A 17,876-nucleotide genomic window follows, 5' to 3' on the forward strand; every position below is an offset into this window, starting at 1 on the left:
GCCTGCACGCCCCAGAGCTTCACGTAGAGGCCGTCGGCCGGGAGCCAGGCGTCGGGGACGACCGGGAGGGTGTACGGGCCGTCGCCTATGAACACGGCGTCGATAGCGACGCCGAGCACGACCGGCGGGACCAGCCCGGCGACGCGGGCGACGACGTTCGCGGCCATCCCGATCACGAGCCAGTGGGCCTCGCCGGCGCCGTACTCCCGGACCAGTCGGAGGAGCGGCCGGTCGACCCGATCGCGGTACACCTCGAAGGCGTTGCAGTCGTCGGCAGCCATGGGGATAGCATCCGTGCGAGCCGCATGTATCCGACGGCTTCGGTCGGTTCGGCCGGGTTCGACGAACGCCCGGGCCGGCACCGTCCGGTTTAAGCCGAACGGAGACCATAATATCGCATCGCGGTCGTAATCGACGATGAGTGACGCACTGTCCGAGGGAGACGCCCTCCGCCGCATGTACCGGATCACCGCCGACCAGGAGCGTCCCTTCGAGGAGAAGCTTCCAGACCTGCTGGATCTCGGTCGCGCGTACCTCGACGTGGAGACCGGCTTCCTCACCGAGATCGACGGCGAGACGCAGGTCATCGTGGACGCGCGGGGCGACCACGAGCTGCTTCAGGCCGGGCGGAGCTGCCCGCTGTCGAAGGCGTACTGCAGGCGGACCGTGGACATGGACGGCGCGCTGACGGTCCAGCACGCCCGCGTGGAGGGGTGGGAGAGCGACGCCGCCTACGAGGAGTTCGGGCTGGAGGCGTACATCGGCGCGAAAGTCGTGGTCAGCCGCGAGGTGTACGGGACCTTCTGTTTCGCCGATACGGTGGCTCGGGACCGTCCCTTCTCGGAGGACGAGGAGACGTTCGTGGAGCTGTTGGCCCAGTGGGTCGGCTACGAGCTGTTCCGGAAGCAGGCGACCGAACGCATGCAGCGGCAGCGCGACCAGTTGGAGGAGTTCTCCCGCGTCGTCTCGCACGACGTCCGGAACCCGCTCGGGATCCTCGACGGCTACCTCGACATGGCGGAGGAGACCGGCGATCCGGAGCACTTCCAGCGGTGCCGCGACGCGGTCGACCGGATGGAGTCGCTGATCGACGACCTGCTCTTCCTCACCCGCGAGGGACAGACGATCGGGGGACGCGAGGAGGTCGACCTCGGGGACCTCGCCCGCGAGTCCTGGTCGTTCGTGAGCGCCGGGGACGCGACGCTGGCGGTCGACACCGACCGCGTCGCCCTCGGCGACTGGAGCCGCCTCCAGCAGGTGTTCGAGAACCTGTTCAGAAACAGTGTGGAGCATGGCTCCACTAGCAGCCGGGCGGAGCCCGGCGACAGTGTCGAGCACGGCGGCGCCGACGTGGCGATCCGAGTCGGCGACCTCCCGGACGGGTCGGGGATCTACGTCGAGGACGACGGCGCGGGGATTCCGGAGGCCGAGCGCGACGAGGTGTTCGTCGACGGCTACACCACCGGCGCGTCCGGCACCGGGCTAGGGCTGACGATCATCCAGCAGGTCGTCTCGGCGCACGGCTGGGAGATCGCCGTGACGGAGAGCGCCGCCGGCGGGGCCCGGTTCGAGATCACCGGGATGGAGTTCGTCGGGGACGGAACGAACGGCGACAGGTAGCGAGGGGTCAGTTGTGGTCTCCGTCGGGTGACGCTCCGTCTCGGTTGCGGTCGATACGGACACGGCAGCGAGCGATTGCGGGAGTGAGTGTAGTACGTCGTGAGCGAAGTCGTTTATAACCCCGATCGTGGTGTCGCTGTCAGATTTTTATAAGTGATCGACGCTTCCGCGGTGAAGGTCTCCAAAGCCCCAGCCGCTCGTTTTAAGTAGCTGATCCAATTTTGACGGTGAACACCTCCAAAGCCCCACCCCGCCCGCACCGCAACCGCACCTCACACCTCCCCAGCCTCGCGGTTCGCGCTCTGCGAGCGCTCACCGCGTCCCTCGCGGGCTGGCTCGCGGCCGCCGGTGGCGGCCGCTCGCAGGCGCGCCGACCGCATCCGCCTTTTATAAGTAATCCTCGCCGTCGCTCACCGGTTAGTCGTGACGGAAGCAGCGCGAGCCGGTGAACGCCATCGCCATGTCGTGCTCGTCGGCGGCGGCGATCACGTCCTCGTCGTTGACGGAGCCGCCCGGCTGGATCACGGCCTCGATCCCGGCCTCGGCGGCCTCCTCGACGGCGTCCGGAAACGGGAAGAAGGCGTCAGAGGCCATCACGGCGCCCTCCGCGGACTTGCCCTCCGCGTCCTTCTCGGCCTTCATCGCCGCGAGCGTCACGGCGTCGACGCGGGACACCTGCCCCATCCCGACGCCGACCGTCTCGGTGCCGGTCGCGAACAGGATGCCGTTCGACTTGACGTGTTTGAGCGTCTTCCACGCGAACAGCATCGTCTCCAGCTGCTCGTCGGTTGGTTCGCGCTCGGTGACGATCTCCAGGTCCGCGACGGTCGGCGACTGGAAGTCCCGCTCCTGCACGAGTCGCCCGCCGACGACCGGTTTCTCGGTGAACCGCTCGGAGAAGCGGTCCACGCCCTCGCCGAGCGGGCCGACGTCGAGCACGCGGAGGTTCCCCTTCTCGCGGAGCACGTCGAGCGCGCTGTCGGTGTAGCCGGGCGCGACGACGACCTCCTTGAACGAGTCGGCGACCGCGGTCGCGGTGTCGGCGTCGCACTCGCGGTTCAGGGCGACGATGCCGCCGAACGCCGACTTCGCGTCGGTGCGGAGCGCGCGGTCGTACGCGTCCGCGAGGGTGTCGCTCGTCGCGCAGCCGGCGGGGTTGGTGTGCTTGATCACCGCGGCCGCGGGCTCCTCGAACTCCTTCACGAGGTTCAGCGCCGCGTCGGCGTCGTTGTAGTTGTTGTACCCCATCCCCTTCGCGCCGGGGTTCAACTGGTCGGCGCCGACGACGCTCGCCTCCTCGCAGCCGTCGTCCGCGTAGAGCGCGGCGTCCTGGTGCGGGTTCTCGCCGTAACGGAGCGTGTCGGCGCGCTCCTCGGAGGCGAACCGGCGCTCCGGGAAGTCGCCGCCGGCGTCGCCCTCGACGGTCACGCCGGTCACTTCGCCGACCGGTCCGTCCCCGTCGGCGTCCCCGTCCTCGCCGCCCTCGCGCTCGACCGTCACGCGGCCCTCGGCGAACCACCGGACCGCCCGCGGGTACGCCGTGAACTCCGCGTCGTGAAGCACCCGGTCTTTCAGCGAGTCCGCGTCGTCGTCGCCGTAGACGGGGACCGGCTCCTGCGTGACGATCGGGCCGTCGTCGATCTCCTCGGTGACGACGTGGACCGTACAGCCCGTCGTCCGGACGCCGGCGTCGAGCACCTGCTCGTGGGCGTCCATGCCCGGGAACGCCGGGAGCAGCGAGGGGTGGACGTTCAGCGTCGTCGGCGCCGCGTCGAGGAACTCGTCGGTGAGCACGCGCATGTACCCGTCGAGGCAGACCAGGTCGAAGTCGTAGTCGGCGAGCCGGTCTAAGATCCGTCGCTCGTGGGACGCGCGCGACTCGCCCTCCTCCCGCTCGACGACCTCGGTCGGGATACGTCGCTCCGTCGCGGCCTCCAACACGGGCGCCTGCTCTCGGTTCGTCAGGACAACGGACAGCTCCGCGCCGCCCGGCGCGACGTCGGCGATGTGTCTGAGGTTCCGCCCCCGGTTGCTCGCGAGTCCGGCGATCTTCATACGAGACTGGTCCGACCGATCGCGTATATCGATTGCGGTCCGTCCCGTCCGAGTATCCACGTTTACGGATAATATCCGCCACCCGGGCGGGGAAAGGCGATGAACCTATCCACGTCCGTGCGTCACGCCATCGACACGCTTTTGCTGGCTCCGGAGGCAGTCGCAAACATGACGGACCACGCCATCTCGGGCCTGTCGCGGTCGGACCCCCTCGCCGCCGTCTCGCCGCTGGACGGCCGATACGCCTCCCGCACCGCGCCGCTGTCGCCGTACGCGAGCGAGGCCGCGCTCATGCGCGCCCGGACCCGCGTCGAGGTCGAGTACCTGATCGAGCTGGCCGCGCTCGACGCGACCCCGATCGCGCTCGACGACGACGCCGAGGCGGGGCTGCGCGACGTCGTCGAGGAGTTCTCGGCCGAGGACGCGCGACTCATAAAGGCGCTCGAGGTCGAGGGCGCCGAGGGGTACGCCGCGACCAACCACGACGTGAAGGCGGTCGAGTACTTCCTCCGGGTGCGACTGGACGGGTTAGACGAGTCGGGAGCGATCGCCGACGCGGAGGCGCTGTACCCGTGGATCCACTTCGGGCTCACCAGCGAGGACGTCAACAACCTCGCGCACCGGCTCCTTCTCAAGCCCGCGGTGAGCGAAGTGCTCGTGCCCGCGGTCCGCGAGGTCCGGGACGCCCTCGTCGACCTCGCGCAGGAGCACCGGGAGACGCCGATGCTCGCGCGCACCCACGGCCAGCCCGCGACGCCGACGACGTTCGGCAAGGAGATGGCGGTGTACGCCTCGCGGCTCGGCCGCGCGCTCGGCCGCGTCGTCGTCGCGAACGGCGACCTCTCCGGGAAGCTGGCGGGCGCCTCGGGGGCGTACGCCGCCCACGACGCCGCCTACCCGGACGTCGACTGGCGGGCGTTCTCCCGGTCGTTCGTGCACGGCCTCGATCTGGAGCACACGCCGCTGGCGACGCAGGTGAACCCCTGCGACGACCTCGCGGCGCTGTTCGACGCGCTTCGCGGGGTCAACAACGTGCTCCTCGATCTGGACCTGGACGCGTGGCTCTACGTCTCCGACCGGTACCTCGGCCAGCGGGCGGTCGAGGGCGAGACCGGCTCCTCGACGATGCCGCACAAGGTGAACCCGATCGACTTCGAGAACAGCGAGGGGAACCTCTCGAAGGCGAACAGCGACCTCACCTTCCTCGGCGACTACGTGACGAGCTCGCGGCTCCAGCGCGACCTCTCCGACTCCACGGTCAAGCGCAACGTCGGCGCCGCCTTGGCGCACTGCCTCATCGGCTACGGGAAGGCCGAGAGCGGGCTCGCGAAGGTCGTCCCGAACGAGGCGGTGATGCGCGAGGAGCTGGCGGCGACCCCCGAGGTGATCGGCGAGGCCGTCCAGACGATCCTCCGGCGCGAGGGCGACACCGACGCCTACGAGCGCGTGAAGGAACTGACGCGGGGGCGGTCGGTGACGCTCGAGGACTTCCGCGAGCTGTTCGCCGACCTCGACGTCGACGAGGACGTGCGCGAGGAGCTGCGGGAGCTGACGCCGGCGGGATACGTCGGCGTCGCCGACGACCTCGTCGACGAGATCGACGAGTAGGCGCCTCCTCGCGAACGACCGCGAGGACACCCGGATCGGCGCCACAAGAGGTTTATCCGTCGCGTGAGCAGGTGCGGCCGATGCCCTCCGACAACGACGACGAGACCGAGTACTCCGTCTTCGGCAACGAACCGAGCGGCGAGTGGGCCGACGCGGAAGACGACGGTCGCGCGGACCCCGACTCGGCTCGAACCGAAGGACAGCACGAGTCGCTGGCGACCGGGGACGGCGACGGCTGCCCGAAGTGCGGTAGCGAGGAGACGGAGACCGACGAGATCGCGACGAGCGGGACCGGTCTCACCAAGATGTTCGACGTCCAGAACCGCGCGTTCGTCGTGGTCTCGTGCGCGAACTGCGGCTACTCGGAGCTTTATAAGGGACAGTCGAAGGGGAACGCCATCGACTTCTTCGTCGGCTGAGCGGGTCGCGGCGACGGCTTCCGGGGTCGAATCGCGACGATGCTCGGGACCGCTCCGTGTCGCGTCGAGCGACCGATTTATGTCGATAGCGCGACCGGTTTCGAGCGCGTATGGTCTCCCTCCGTCAGCCCTCCGGTATTCCGGTCGTCGGCGTCCTCGTCGACGGCCGAACGTACAGGCACCTGTTGTACCTCCTGCTCTCGGTCCCGCTCGGGTTCGTCTACTCGACGCTGTTCACGTTCGGCGTCGCGTTCGGGCTCCTCCTCTCCGTCGCCCTCGTCGGGGTCGTAATCCTGCTGGCGACCCTGATCGGCTCCCGACTGGTCGCCGGCTTCGAGCGGTGGCTCGCGAACGCGCTGCTCGGCACGGGGCTGTCCCGGCCCGACGATCTCGTCGACGCCCAAGGCGCGCTCGCGGGCGTCAAGAAGTACGTCGACGCCCGCTCGACGTGGGCGGGGCTCGGGTTCCTCTCGCTGAAGTTCTGGGTGAGCCTCTTCGCGTTCGTTCCCCTCGTCCTGTTGGCGAACGCGCTCCCGCTGGTCGCCGCGCCGCTCCGGTACCCGTACACGGCCGGCTTCGGCGAGGTCAACGGCGAACCCGTGACGTGGGCGATCGACACGCTCCCGGAGGCGCTGGTCGCGCTCCCGCTCGGGGTCGTCGGCGTTCTCCTCGCGCTCCACCTCACGAACCTCGTCGCCTACGCGGCCCGGCAGATGGCCGTCGCGCTGCTCGGCCGCCGAGAGACCGGGTCGGCTTCGGGACCGGAGGGCGACGGCGCGCCCGCCGGCGCCGGAGACGCGGGTGACGCCGACGGCGAGTTCGACTTCGTGGACGATCCAGCCCCCGCCGACCGCGACCCCGACAACCGCGAGCCCGACGACCGCGGCGACGACGACCGCGGCGACGACGGCGATTGAGTCGAGGACGCCCCCGAGCGACTTATTCGCGTGCGGGCGTCAGGGCGGATATGGCACCGACGCTGGTCAACGCCGCGTTCGGCGCGCTGCTCGGGGCCGCCCTGCTGGGCGCCGCTTTCGACCGGCGGTCCGTCGCGGTCGTCGTCGCGGCCGCGGTCCTCCCCGACCTCGACGCGGTCGCGAGCCTCGCGGTCCCGGGCGCGACGAACGCGCTCCTCCACGCCGTCTGGCTCCCCCTCACCGCCGGGGTCGTCCTCTACTGGGACACCCGGCTGCGCGACGCCTCGCGGCTCCGCGAGCGGGCCGGGTGGCGCGGCGTCCGGGTCGCGTGGGTCGCGCTCGCGGCGTTCCTCGTCGCCGGCGTCGGCCCGGACCTGTTCGGCAGCGAGGGTGTGAACCTGCTGTACCCGCTCGGCGACGCCTACTACCTCGTCAACGGCGGGTTCCTCTTCTCGACGGAGGACGGGATCGTCCAGACGTTCGTCTCGTTCGGCGCGGAGGGATCCGGGGTCCTCCCCCTGGAGACGCTCGGAACGACCGACTCGTACGCTATCCCGACGTTTATAAACCCCGACGGGCGGCCGGGGCTCTCGCTCGGCGCCGAGCGCGAACTGCACTTGGTCCGGACGGGGTGGCAGCTCGTCGTCGTCGCCGCCGCGGCCTCGCTGTTGGCGATCCGGTTCGGACGCGCGGGCCGGGAGAGCCGGGCGGAGTCGACCGGGGACTCCGCGGAGGTGAGCCGGTAGATGGTCTCGTCGGTCGTCCACGCCGGCTTCGCGCTGTTGCTCGCGGCCGGGCTGCTCGGCGAGTACTACGACCGGCGGGCGCTCGCCGTCGTGCTCGCGATCGTCGTGATCCCCGAGGCGGACAGCGTCCTCGGATTCGTTATGCCCGGAGCGCATCGGACGGTCGGACACAACCTCGTGTTGCCCGCGGCGGCGGCGGCGCTGCTCTACTACGACACCCGCCTCCGCGAGCGGTCCGCGCTCCGCGAGCGCCTCGCCGACCGGTGGATCGCGGTCGCGTGGGTCGGGCTGTTCGTCCACGTCTTCGCGCACGTCCCGCTCGACTGGGTCCACCTCGAGGGGGTGAACGTCTTCTGGCCGCTGCGGGACCGCTTCTACGTCCTCGACGGGGAGGTCCTGCTGTCGACCGCGGACGGGGTCGTCCAGACGTTCGTCGACCTGCGGGTCGACCCGGAGACCGGGAGCCGGACGGTGGACGCCGGCGGGGGCGGCACCACGGAGACCGTCCACGTCAACAACCCCGTCGAGCCGCGCGACCCCGACGAGGTGACCGACGAGCCGGTCGAGCGGATCTTCCCGGTTGCGAACGCCGGCTGGCGGCTCTACCTGGTCGGGACCGGGCTCTTCGCGCTGGCCGCGCGGCGGTTGCAGGATCGAGCGCCGCGGGAGGACGGGGCGTGAGATCGGTCGACCGCGAGCGAGGGCAACGGCTCAGGGCGGGGGTAAAATCCCCACATAGTATGGCCGGGGAGTGAATCCGATATAGCCCGTAGAAACGCCCGATGAGCCCTCGCTCACGCGACGACGAGCGCCTCGCCGGAGCGGATATCGCGGTCGTCGGCGCCGGGTTCGGCGGCCTCTCCGCGGCCGCGTACCTCGCCGACGCCGGCGCGGACGTGACGGTGTTCGAGCGCAACGAGCATCCGGGGGGGTACGCCGGCCGGATCGAGCGCGACGGCTTCCGGATCGACACCGGCCCCTCGTGGTACCTCATGCCGGAGGTGTTCGACCGCTTCTTCGAGCGGTTCGGGCGGTCGACCGACGAGTTCTACGAGCTGACCGAGCTCGACCCCCTCTACGAGGTCGTCTGGAAGGACGGCGACCGCGCGACGATGCCGGCCGACCGAGAGGGGCAGAAGGCGCTGTTCGAGTCGTACGAATCGGGCGCCGGCGACCGGCTCGACGCGTACCTCGACGACGCCGCGGAGGCGTACGAGCTCGGGATGGACCGGTTCGTCTACCCGAGCCGCTCGCGGCTCCGCGACATGGTCGACGCGGACGTGTTGCGGTCGGGGCGCGCGCTCCCGAAGCTCCGGACGATGGACGACCACGTCGGCGACTACTTCGACCACGAGAAGCTGCGGCAGATCGCGGAGTACAAGCTCGTCTTCCTCGGCGGGTCGCCGTACAACACGCCGGCGATCTACACGCTGATGAGTCACGTCGACATGAACCTCGGCGTCTACCATCCGACCGGGGGCATCGCGAGCGTCGTCGACGGGATGGCGGCGCTCGCGACCGACCTCGGCGCCGAGATCCGCACGGGGACGCCGGTGACCGCGATCGAGCCCTCGGTCGCGGCGGCGGGGCCGAAGTTCGAGGTGGGCGCCGGGGGGGCGAACGCGCGGTTCGACCGCGTCGTCGCGAACGCGGCGCCGCCCCACGTCGAGCGCGACCTCCTCCCTGACGAGTACGCGCGCCGGGAGGCGTACTGGGAGTCGCGGACGTACGCTCCCTCCGCGTTCCTCATGTACTTCGGCGTCGAGGGCGACGTCGACCTCGACCACCACGCGCTCGTGTTACCGACCGACTGGCGGCCCCACTTCGAGCGGATCTTCGACGACCCGGCGTGGCCCGAGGACCCGGCGTACTACGTCCACGTCCCCTCGAAGACGGACCCGGAGGCGGCACCCGAGGATCACGAGGCCGTGTTCGTCCTCGTTCCGCTGGCCCCCGGACTCGACGACGACCCCGAGACCCGCGAGCGCTTCCGCGACCTGGTGCTCGACGACCTGGCCGAGCACGCCGGCGTCGACTTCCGCGACCGGATCGTCTTCGAGGAGACCGCGTCAGTCTCCGACTTCCGCGAGCGGTTCAACGCCCCGCGGGGCACCGCGCTCGCGCTCTCGCACACGCTCGGGCAGACCGGGCCGCTCCGGCCGGCGCACCGGGCGCCGGGCGTCGAGGGGCTCTACTACGTCGGCGCGTACACGAACCCCGGGATCGGGATGCCGATGTGCCTGCTCAGCGGCGAGCACGTCGCCGAGGCCGTGATCGAGGACGCCGCCGGCGACGGCGTGCTCCCGTCCGTGGTGCCGACGTCGACGCTGCGGTGAAGGCGGGGATCACCCCCTGTCGTTCGGCCGTTCGACTGGCTCCTGCACGGCGGCCCAGTGCGTGATCGTCCCGTCGTCGCCGGGCAGCGGCCGAAGCGAGACGCGATTTAAAAACGGAGTCCCGTCGCGCCGGTGGTTCCACACCTCCACCGTCACCGGCTCCCAGATCGACACCGCCTCGCGGAGGGCGTCGACCGCGGCGTCGCCCGTCTTCGGTCCCTGCAGCAGTCGCGGGTTGCGGCCGCGAAGCTCCGCGAGCGAGTAGCCGGTGCGGTCGCGGAACGTCCGGTTCGCGTACAGGATCGGGGTGTCGCGGTACGCCGGCCCGCAGAGCGTGACCCCCAGCGGCGCGTCGTCGAGGAGCCGAACGCGCTCGATCAGGCGTCGGTCCCGGTCGGTGAGGTCGTCGGAGTCGGTCACCGCGGCGGGCGGGGCGGCCGCCGAGGGCGAGCGCGGGAGTCGATGGGGGTCGAGTCGAAGACGCTCTGCGGCGGCGGCCCGTTCGACGCCGTCTTCCGGGCCGTCACCGAGCGCCGCCCGGTGACCGGCGAGGAGGGCCCGAAGCGCGCCCCGGAGGTCGCCCTCGTCGCACGCGAGAACATCGAGAACATCCGATCTGCGGCTCACGGCACCCTCAGAAATCCCGCCCGGTCGGGGCGTCGGGGAGGTCGTACCGCTCCACCGGGAGCCCGAGCTCCTCGAGGGCGGCCTCCAAGTGTTCGGTCGCGACGTACTCGTCGCCGGCGGCGACGCGGGCCGCCTGCGCGTGAGCGAGCACCTCGCCCCTCCGGTCGTCCGGGAGGTCGAACTTGTCGGCGGCGAGCTCGATCACGAGCCCGTTGTGGTCGTGGGTGTACAGCGAGTGGAAGGCGCCGCGGTCGAACTCGCTCACCTCGTGGCCGGCGTCGAGCAGGCGCTCGCGGATCGTCGGGAGCTCCTCTGGCTCGACGCCGAACGCGAGGTGGTGGACCCCACCGATCCCCGGGTTCTGCGTCTCCGCGGAGTCCCGCGACTCGTCGACGAAGAAGGTGACCAACCGCCCGTCGCCCGCGTCGAAGAAGAGGTGTTCGACCGCCTCGCGGTCGAGGTTGGGCTGCCTGACGACGAGGGGCAGCCCGAGGACGTCGCGGTAGAAGGCGACCGTGTCGTCGGCGTTGCTCCCGATCAGGGTGACGTGGTCCCAGCCGGTCGCGTGCAGCACGCTATCCGGCCGCTCCGCCGTGACCTCGGGTGTCGACATACGGTGATCCACGTGCCCGTTCCTCATGAGCTTCTGGTAACACCGGTGTCAGCCGGAGCGCGCGGGGCGAGCGGAATCGGCGGTGACTAAAAGATCGATTTGGGGCTTCCGACTAGTTATTCCGGGCGGAGCGGAAGGCCGAGACATGCAAGCGAAGTCTCACGGATCGCAGCGCGCCGCGCCGTCGACGGAGACGTGTCCGCTCTCGGACGGCCGGACGCTCGCTTACGCCGTCGCCGGGGACGAGGACGGGACGCCGGTCGTCGCACACCACGGGACTCCGGGCTCCCGGCTGTTCGCGTCGCTCCTCGCCGACGCGGCCGCCGAGGCGGGCGTTCGGCTCGTGGTTCCGGACCGACCGGGGTACGGCCGCTCGTCGCCCCCGTCGGAAGACCGGAGCTGGCGCGACTGGCGGGGCGATCTCGCGGCGCTTCTGGACGCCGAATCGGTCGACCAGGCCGGTGTCGTGGGGTTCTCCGGCGGCGGCCCCTTCGCGCTCGCGGCCGGAGCGAACGACCGCGTGCGCCGCGTCGGACTGGTCAGCGCGGTCGTTCCGCCGGCCGACGTCGGCCTCGTGCGGCTGTCCCGGATCCCCCTCGCCGTCCGCGTCCTCTTCCGGCTGTCGAGCGCCTACGCGTCGGTCGCCGGCCCGGACGCGGTCGTCGGTCAGTACACCGACCGGGAGGTGTCGGCGGCGGTCTCGCAGGCGGTCGCCGCCGACTTTCACGAGGCCCTGCGGCGGGGAGCGCGGGCGGTCGCCCGAGAGAACCGGTGGTTCGGGAGCGAGTGGCCGGGGATCGGTCGGCCGTCGGCCGCCGTCCGCGCGTGGCACGGGACCCGCGACGAGAACGCGCCGCTGTCGGGCGTCCGGGACCTCGCGACCGATAGCGACGCGACCCTCGTCACCGCCGAGACCGACCACCTCGGGACGCTGCTCGACCGCCGAAGCGAGGTGTTGCGTTGGGCCGGCGACACGTAGCGGGACCGAGCGAACGCGAGAGACACGCCCCGATACTCGCAGTTGACACCTGAAGGACGGCGAGGGGAACGCGGACTCGCGGGGTCCCCATGAGCGAAGCGAGTGGGGGCAAGCGAGGGAACGAGTGAACGACCGAAGGGAGTGACGGAGTGGACTCGCGGGGGAAACGGTTAATCCCCCGCGGGAGCGACGGGAAGACATGCCCCGCTGGACGTGCGGAATCGGCGACTGCGACGCCGCCTTCGACGACGTAGAGTCGGCTATCGTCCACCAGACCGACGAACACCAGCGCCACGAGTGCAAGGTGTGCGGCACGATCGTCCCGGACGGCTACTTCGCGATCCGGCACGCGTTCGACGAGCACACCCGGGCCGAGTTCGTCCGCGCGTACGAGGCCGACTCCGCGGCCGTCCGGCGCCGCGAGGAGATCAAACGGGAGATCGAGCACGAGGCCGACCTCCAGCGCGTCGTCGACGAGCTGGACCGCGGCGTCTAGGCGATTCCTTCCTGCCGGTCCCGCCGACCGGCCGACCTACAGCACGCGCTTTCCGAACGCGCTCGCCGCCAGCTCCGTCGCGAGCTCGGCGGTCTCGTTGTGCTGGTCGAGCGTCGGGTTCACCTCGACGAGCTCCATCGACCGGAGGGAGTCGGCCTCGTCGACGATCTCCATCGCGCTGTGGGCCTCCCGGTAGGTGACCCCGCCGCGGACCGGCGTCCCGACGCCGGGCGCCTCCTTGGGGTCGAGCCAGTCGAGGTCGAGGCTGACGTGGACCCCGTCGACGCCCTCGCCCGCGGTCGCCATCGCCTCCTCGGTGACGTCGGTGATCCCGCGCTCGTCGATGTCGGACATCGTGTACGCCGCGAAGCCGCGGTCGCGGATGACCTCCACCTCCGCCGCGTCGACGGAGCGGAGCCCGACCAGGGCGACGTTCTCCGGGGAGAGCCCGGGCGCGTTCGCCCACTCGGAGCCCGCGAACTCGTCGAAGCCGAGCGCGGCCGCGAGCGGCATCCCGTGGACGTTTCCGGAGGGCGTCGTCGAGGGCGTGTTGAGGTCGGCGTGGGCGTCGAACCACACCGCGCCGATGTCCGCGTCGCGCGCGGACCCCGCGAGCGAGCCGATGGCGATGGAGTGGTCGCCGCCGAGCGCGAGCGGCACCGCCCCGTCGGCGAGCGTCCCGCCCACCTCGTCCGCGAGGCGCCGGCAGACGTCGGCCGTCTCCCGGAGGAACTTCGCCTTCCCCGCGCTCGGCGCGTCCGCGTCCGGGTCGCGCTCCTCCGCGCGTGGAACCGCGAGGTCGCCCGCGTCGACGACGTCGACGCTCGCGCTCGCGAGCTGGTCGGCGAGCCCGCCGTACCGGATGGCCGACGGCCCCATGTCCACGCCGCGTCGGTTCGCCCCGTAGTCGGTCGGCGCGCCGATGATCCTGACGGTGGTCATGTCAGCAGGCGCGGCGCCCCGACGCTTGAATGGTGGGGTCCCGCGGCGGCGACTCGGCGAGCGCGATCGCACACGGTTTTGTCGCCCCGTTCCAACCGGACGCCATGACCGGTTCCGATGGCGAGGCGGACGACGCGCCGCCCGAGTTCGATCCCGCCGACATCGACGGCAGCGACATCGAACCGATCGGCGCCATGATCGCCGTGGCGTTCACCGGGGCGGTGATCGGTCTCGTCGGCGCCGGGGTCGCGCTGTTCGTGAGCGACCTCGGACTGGCCCTGATCGGGGTCGGCGTCGTCGTCGCGCTCTCCAGCCCGTTCGCGTACCTCCGGCTGCGCAGACGGTACGAATATTGAGATTCTGCACGATCGTTTATAACGGCCTTCCACCGCATTTAAGCGGTGGCGCCGTCTATTCGGCTCCATGTCATCGATCGAGCTCACATCGAGTCAGAAAAGCATCCTCACGGCCCTCATCAACCTGTACGGGGAACAGGAAGACGCCGTCAAAGGCGAGGCGATCGCCGAGGAGGTCGACCGCAACCCCGGCACGATCCGCAACCAGATGCAGAGCCTGAAGGCGCTCCAGCTGGTCGAGGGCGTCCCCGGCCCGAAGGGCGGCTACAAGCCCACCTCGAACGCCTACGAGGCGCTCGACATCCAGCGCATGGACGAGCCCGCCGACGTCCCCATCTACCACGAGGGCGAGGAGGTAACGGGGGTCAACGTCGACGGGATCGACCTCTCCAGCGTCCATCACCCCGAGCTCTGCCGCGCCGAGATCCACGTCCAGGGCTCCGTCCGGAACTTCCACGAGGGCGACTCCGTTACCGTCGGCCCGACGCCGCTCTCGAAGCTCGTCATCGACGGGACCGTCGACGGGAAAGACGACACCGCGAACATCCTCATCCTCCGGATCGACGACATGCGCGCGCCCGACGAGCCCGCCGAGCACTGACTGTTTCGCCGGCAGCTCCGCTCTTTACGCTCTCCCGAGACAGTTCGACGCCCCGAGCGAAGCCGCCGCTCTCGGATTCGAAACCGTCGCTCCCGGACTCGAGACCGTCGCTCTCAAACTCGGAATGGACCGACTGCGAACGAGAAACGCCGCCGTGACGGGTGTCGGGTTCGCCGACGCTACATGTCGCCGAACGCGCTCACGCCGCGTCCTGCCGAGGAGACCTTCGCGATCCACCGCACCGCGATGGACTTCTTCAGCAGCTTCGCCGGGGTGCCGCCGAACGTCTTGATCGGCATCCCCATCACGTCGTGGGCGACCGCCTCCTCGCCGACCGAGATGACGGTCCCCTTGTCCTTGTGCTCCCACGACTGGATGGGCGCGCCGCGGGCGGCCCGCGCGAGGTTCTCGCCGGCGACCTCGGCGGCCTGCCAGGCGGCCTGCGCGGTCGGCGGCGCGACGTCGTCGTCGCCCTGGTCGATGAGGGCGGTGTCGCCGATGGCGAACACGCGGTCGTCGCTGGTGGTGAAGTCGGAGGCGGCGTGGACGCGGTTCGAGCGCTCGTCCTTGTCGACCTCGACGTCCGCCAGCTCCGGCTGGCCCGTGATGCCGCCGGTCCAGACCAGCACGTCGTAAGTGAGCTCCTCGGGCTCTTCCTCCTCGCCGCCGCCGAGGTAGACCGCGTCCCCGTCGGCCTCCGAGATGAAGTCGCCCGTGAGGATCTCCACGTCGGCCTCCTCCAGCCGCTGTCGGAGCGCGCCCTGGACCTGGGGGTCGTTCCCCGGGAAGACCTCGTCGAGGCCCTCGACGAGCTTGATCTCGATGGGAGCGCGGTGCTTATCGCGGTACTCCGCGATCTCGCCCGCGGTCTGGATGCCGGAGAGCCCGGCGCCGCCGACGATGACCTCGACGGGGTCGGACCGGGTCGCCTCGGCCGCGGCCGACCGCACGTCCTCGTGGATCGCCTTCGCGTCGTCGAGGCCCTTGAGCTGGTGGGCGTTCTCCTCCAGGCCGTCGATGCCGAAGAAGGCGGTCGTGGAGCCGACGCCAAGCAGCAGGTAGTCGTAGTCGACGGTCGTCCCGTCCTCCGTCTCGACGACGCGCTCGTCGGTGTCGACGTCGACGACTCGGCCCTGCACGAAGTCGGACTCGGACGACTTGATCTCGTCGACGGGGATGGTGATCTTGTCCGCGACGGCGGGGTTGCGGATGGCGCGGTGGACCTCGTGGAGGACGAGGTGGTAGTCGTGTTCGGAGATCCACGTGAGCTCCGCCTCGCCCTCGCCGACCTCGTCTTCGAACGCCTTCACCGCCCCTGCCCCGGCGTAGCCGGAGCCGACGACGACGACCTGTGTACTCATGTCGATCTGTGCGCGGTGAGCGGATAAAGACGCTTTGAAACGTCGGTGACGCCGGCGATGCGCGCCGCGCGCTACAGCGAGAGCCCGGCGTGCCAGCGGTCGGCGCCCGCCTCCCGTTTGACCTCGTCCATGCGCGCGAGGAGTTTCACGGCGAGGCTCGCGGTCTCGGCCGCCCGCGACTCGCCCTCGGTCCGGAACTCGCCGGTCACCCGGTTCGCGTACACCGAGCAGACCGCCCCCGCTCTGAGCCCGTACACGTTCGCGATCGTGAGGATCGCCGACGCCTCCATCTCGATGTTCTTCACGTTCGCGTCCCGCAGCTCCGCGACCAGCTCGTCGGAGCCGGCCGCCTCGAACCCCTCGAAGCCGGGACGCCCCTGCCCGGCGTAGAAGGAGTCGGCGCTCATCGTCACGCCGGTGTGGTAGTCGTATCCCAGTCTCTCCGCGGCGGCGACGAGCGCCGAGACGACCTCGCCGTCGGCGGTGGCCGGGTAGTCCTCTCGGACGTACTCGTCGCTCGTCCCCTCCTGACGGACTCCCCCGGTGGAGATCACCAGGTCGCCGACCTCCATCCCCGGCTGAATGGCGCCGCAGGAGCCGACCCGGACGAACGTGTCGACGCCGATCCGGGCGAGCTCCTCGACGGCGATGGCGGCCGACGGCGAGCCGATCCCCGTCGACGTCACCGAGATGGGCGCACCGTCGTACGTGCCGGTCGCGGTACGGTACTCGCGGTGGTGCGCGACCTCGTCGTACTCGTCCCACAGCGCCGTGATCTTGTCGACGCGCTCGGGGTTACCGGGGAGGAGCACGGCGTCGGCGACGTCGGCGGGGCCCACCTCGACGTGGTAGCCGGCCTCGGCGTTGGGGTCCTCGCTGTCGCCCGCGCCGCCGTCGCCGCCGTCGGTCTCGCTGTCTTCGGTCATGTCCTCGCCCTTCGGCGAGCCGTTTAAAAGTAGTTCCGTCTTGCGGCCTGTCTGTCGGGGGGCTTCCGTGTCCTCGACGACCTGACTCAACCCCCTCGACGACCTGACTCAAACCCCTCTCGCGTCGTCGAGCGTCCCCTCCGAGATGGTGTTCGGGAGCAGCTCACCGAGCGTGTACTCGCTCGTCTCGCCGTCCCCTTCGTCGCAGACGACGACGAGGTCGTCGGCCGCGAACTCCGCGAGCGTCTGCCGGCACATCCCGCAGGGGGTGACGCCGTCGCGGACGCCGGAGGCGACGGCGATCCGGTCGAACTCGCGGTGGCCGTTCTTCACCGCCTCCGCGAGCGCGACCTCCTCGGCGTGGAGGCTGTTGGAGTAGTTCGCGTTCTCGATGTTGCAGCCGGTGTAGACGGTCCCGTCGGCGGTCCGGAGCGCGGCGCCGACGCGGTACTCGGAGTACGGGACGTGCGCGTCGTCGAGCGCGTCGCGCGCGGCCTCGATCAGATCCATACCGGGCCGTCGGTCGGCGGGGCGTTAAGCGGTCGGGTCGCGGGCGGCGAGCACGAGCACGGCGGCGATGTCGCGGGCGGCGGGAGCGGAGTCCCGCGGCGGGGCTCACCGTCCAGTGTCGTACTTATACGTGGCCGACTCGGGGTCGATCCCGAAGTCCTCCGGCGATTCCTCCGTGTCCTCCGCCGCGGCGTCCGCCGGCTCGGCCTTCTTGAACGCCTCGCGGAAGCGGTCCGGCATGTCGAACTCGTCAGTCGGGAGCCGCAGGCCGACGACGCCGCCGCCGAGGAACTCGCGCTTCTCGTCGAGCCGGTCGGAGAGCGCCGGGGGGAGGTCCTCGGTGTCGACCTCCTCGAAGCCGAACTGGGTGAGGTACTCGGGCTGGTCGGTGAGCACGTACACCGTCTCGAACCCGTCCGCGGCCGCGGTGTCGACGAGGCGCTCCACCACGTGCGCGCCGACGCCGCGGCCGCGCCACTCGGGGAGCACGCCGATCCCGGTGAGTTCGATCCGGTTCTCCTCGTCCCCGTCGCCGCGGTGCAGGCGGAGCCGGCCGAAGCCGGCCCGGTCGCCCGACTCCTGGTCGACCGCGATCACGTAGTCCCGTGACCGGAAGGCGACGTCGTCGAGCCCGAGCCGCTCGATCGCGTCCAGTAACCACGCCTCGTCACGGTTCTTGGCGTCGCGGACGTACATATCTGCACGTACGCGGGCCGACGTAAAAACGGTTCCCCGCGTGGCGCCGGCGACTTCCGAGGTCGCGA

At 70.7% G+C, this 17,876-nt stretch carries 19 protein-coding genes and 1 pseudogene; 11 read left to right on the forward strand and 9 right to left on the reverse strand.

The features are described from left to right. Positions 1-38 precede the first annotated feature (38 nt). Positions 39-281: pseudogene (locus tag Hrr1229_RS02425) on the reverse strand (ABC transporter ATP-binding protein); the annotation flags it as partial. A 136-nt stretch (positions 282-417) separates the two neighbouring features. Here Hrr1229_RS02425 and Hrr1229_RS02430 point away from each other — a divergent pair. Then, the gene (locus tag Hrr1229_RS02430) at positions 418-1,620 is read left to right on the forward strand and encodes a GAF domain-containing sensor histidine kinase (RefSeq protein ID WP_123114366.1); all 1,203 of its coding nucleotides are present in this window, start codon (positions 418-420) and stop codon (positions 1,618-1,620) included. 417 nt (positions 1,621-2,037) lie between these two features. Here Hrr1229_RS02430 and purN read toward each other — a convergent pair whose 3' ends face one another. Then, complete coding sequence (gene purN, locus Hrr1229_RS02435) at positions 2,038-3,675, reverse strand: phosphoribosylglycinamide formyltransferase (protein WP_123114365.1); 1,638 nt, start codon at positions 3,673-3,675, stop codon at positions 2,038-2,040. Between the two features lie 168 nt (positions 3,676-3,843). Between purN and purB the strand changes: the two genes are divergently transcribed. From purB to crtI, 6 genes are all read left to right on the forward strand, one after another. Further along, positions 3,844-5,283, forward strand: a complete 1,440-nt coding sequence (gene purB / locus Hrr1229_RS02440) for an adenylosuccinate lyase (RefSeq protein ID WP_123114364.1) — start codon at positions 3,844-3,846, stop codon at positions 5,281-5,283. 80 nt (positions 5,284-5,363) lie between these two features. Next, positions 5,364-5,702 carry a zinc ribbon domain-containing protein gene (locus Hrr1229_RS02445; protein ID WP_123114363.1) on the forward strand — a complete coding sequence of 113 codons (339 nt, stop codon included), beginning with the start codon at positions 5,364-5,366 and terminating at the stop codon, positions 5,700-5,702. Positions 5,703-5,812: 110 nt separating this feature from the next. Continuing rightward, complete coding sequence (locus Hrr1229_RS02450) at positions 5,813-6,619, forward strand: sensor domain-containing protein (RefSeq protein ID WP_123114362.1); 807 nt, start codon at positions 5,813-5,815, stop codon at positions 6,617-6,619. A gap of 50 nt (positions 6,620-6,669) precedes the next feature. Then, complete coding sequence (locus tag Hrr1229_RS02455; protein WP_123114361.1) at positions 6,670-7,365, forward strand: hypothetical protein; 696 nt, start codon at positions 6,670-6,672, stop codon at positions 7,363-7,365. After that, positions 7,366-8,046: a metal-dependent hydrolase gene (locus tag Hrr1229_RS02460; protein ID WP_123114360.1), complete on the forward strand. Its 681-nt coding sequence runs from the start codon at positions 7,366-7,368 to the stop codon at positions 8,044-8,046. It abuts the gene before it with no gap. Between the two features lie 101 nt (positions 8,047-8,147). Then, on the forward strand, positions 8,148-9,701 hold the full coding sequence (gene crtI, locus Hrr1229_RS02465; protein ID WP_123114359.1) for a phytoene desaturase family protein: 1,554 nt from the start codon (positions 8,148-8,150) through the stop codon (positions 9,699-9,701). A gap of 9 nt (positions 9,702-9,710) precedes the next feature. Here the strand turns inward: crtI and Hrr1229_RS02470 are convergent, their stop codons facing one another. Beyond that, on the reverse strand, positions 9,711-10,328 hold the full coding sequence (locus Hrr1229_RS02470) for a PAS domain-containing protein (RefSeq protein WP_255212554.1): 618 nt from the start codon (positions 10,326-10,328) through the stop codon (positions 9,711-9,713). Positions 10,329-10,335: 7 nt separating this feature from the next. Next, the gene (locus tag Hrr1229_RS02475; RefSeq protein ID WP_123114358.1) at positions 10,336-10,941 is read right to left on the reverse strand and encodes a VOC family protein; all 606 of its coding nucleotides are present in this window, start codon (positions 10,939-10,941) and stop codon (positions 10,336-10,338) included. A 145-nt stretch (positions 10,942-11,086) separates the two neighbouring features. Here Hrr1229_RS02475 and Hrr1229_RS02480 point away from each other — a divergent pair, with 145 nt between their 5' ends. Then, positions 11,087-11,920 carry an alpha/beta fold hydrolase gene (locus Hrr1229_RS02480; RefSeq protein ID WP_123114357.1) on the forward strand — a complete coding sequence of 278 codons (834 nt, stop codon included), beginning with the start codon at positions 11,087-11,089 and terminating at the stop codon, positions 11,918-11,920. A gap of 199 nt (positions 11,921-12,119) precedes the next feature. Beyond that, the gene (locus Hrr1229_RS02485; RefSeq protein ID WP_123114356.1) at positions 12,120-12,416 is read left to right on the forward strand and encodes a hypothetical protein; all 297 of its coding nucleotides are present in this window, start codon (positions 12,120-12,122) and stop codon (positions 12,414-12,416) included. Between the two features lie 36 nt (positions 12,417-12,452). Here the strand turns inward: Hrr1229_RS02485 and rocF are convergent, their stop codons facing one another. Then, a complete protein-coding gene (gene rocF / locus Hrr1229_RS02490; RefSeq protein ID WP_123114355.1) occupies positions 12,453-13,358 on the reverse strand; it encodes an arginase in 906 nt (301 codons plus the stop codon). A 104-nt stretch (positions 13,359-13,462) separates the two neighbouring features. Here rocF and Hrr1229_RS02495 point away from each other — a divergent pair, with 104 nt between their 5' ends. After that, complete coding sequence (locus Hrr1229_RS02495) at positions 13,463-13,714, forward strand: hypothetical protein (protein WP_123114941.1); 252 nt, start codon at positions 13,463-13,465, stop codon at positions 13,712-13,714. 67 nt (positions 13,715-13,781) lie between these two features. After that, positions 13,782-14,315 carry an Rrf2 family transcriptional regulator gene (locus Hrr1229_RS02500; protein WP_123114354.1) on the forward strand — a complete coding sequence of 178 codons (534 nt, stop codon included), beginning with the start codon at positions 13,782-13,784 and terminating at the stop codon, positions 14,313-14,315. 179 nt (positions 14,316-14,494) lie between these two features. Here the strand turns inward: Hrr1229_RS02500 and Hrr1229_RS02505 are convergent, their stop codons facing one another. From Hrr1229_RS02505 to Hrr1229_RS02520, 4 genes are all read right to left on the reverse strand, one after another. After that, positions 14,495-15,676: an FAD-dependent oxidoreductase gene (locus Hrr1229_RS02505; RefSeq protein ID WP_123114353.1), complete on the reverse strand. Its 1,182-nt coding sequence runs from the start codon at positions 15,674-15,676 to the stop codon at positions 14,495-14,497. Positions 15,677-15,747: 71 nt separating this feature from the next. Next, positions 15,748-16,602: a nucleoside phosphorylase gene (locus Hrr1229_RS02510; protein ID WP_123114352.1), complete on the reverse strand. Its 855-nt coding sequence runs from the start codon at positions 16,600-16,602 to the stop codon at positions 15,748-15,750. A 108-nt stretch (positions 16,603-16,710) separates the two neighbouring features. Further along, the gene (cdd, locus tag Hrr1229_RS02515) at positions 16,711-17,112 is read right to left on the reverse strand and encodes a cytidine deaminase (protein ID WP_123114351.1); all 402 of its coding nucleotides are present in this window, start codon (positions 17,110-17,112) and stop codon (positions 16,711-16,713) included. A 105-nt stretch (positions 17,113-17,217) separates the two neighbouring features. Continuing rightward, positions 17,218-17,808: a GNAT family N-acetyltransferase gene (locus Hrr1229_RS02520; RefSeq protein ID WP_123114350.1), complete on the reverse strand. Its 591-nt coding sequence runs from the start codon at positions 17,806-17,808 to the stop codon at positions 17,218-17,220. Between the last annotated feature and the right edge of the window lie 68 nt (positions 17,809-17,876).

This window comes from Halorubrum sp. CBA1229 (assembly GCF_003721435.2).
GTDB lineage: Archaea > Halobacteriota > Halobacteria > Halobacteriales > Haloferacaceae > Halorubrum.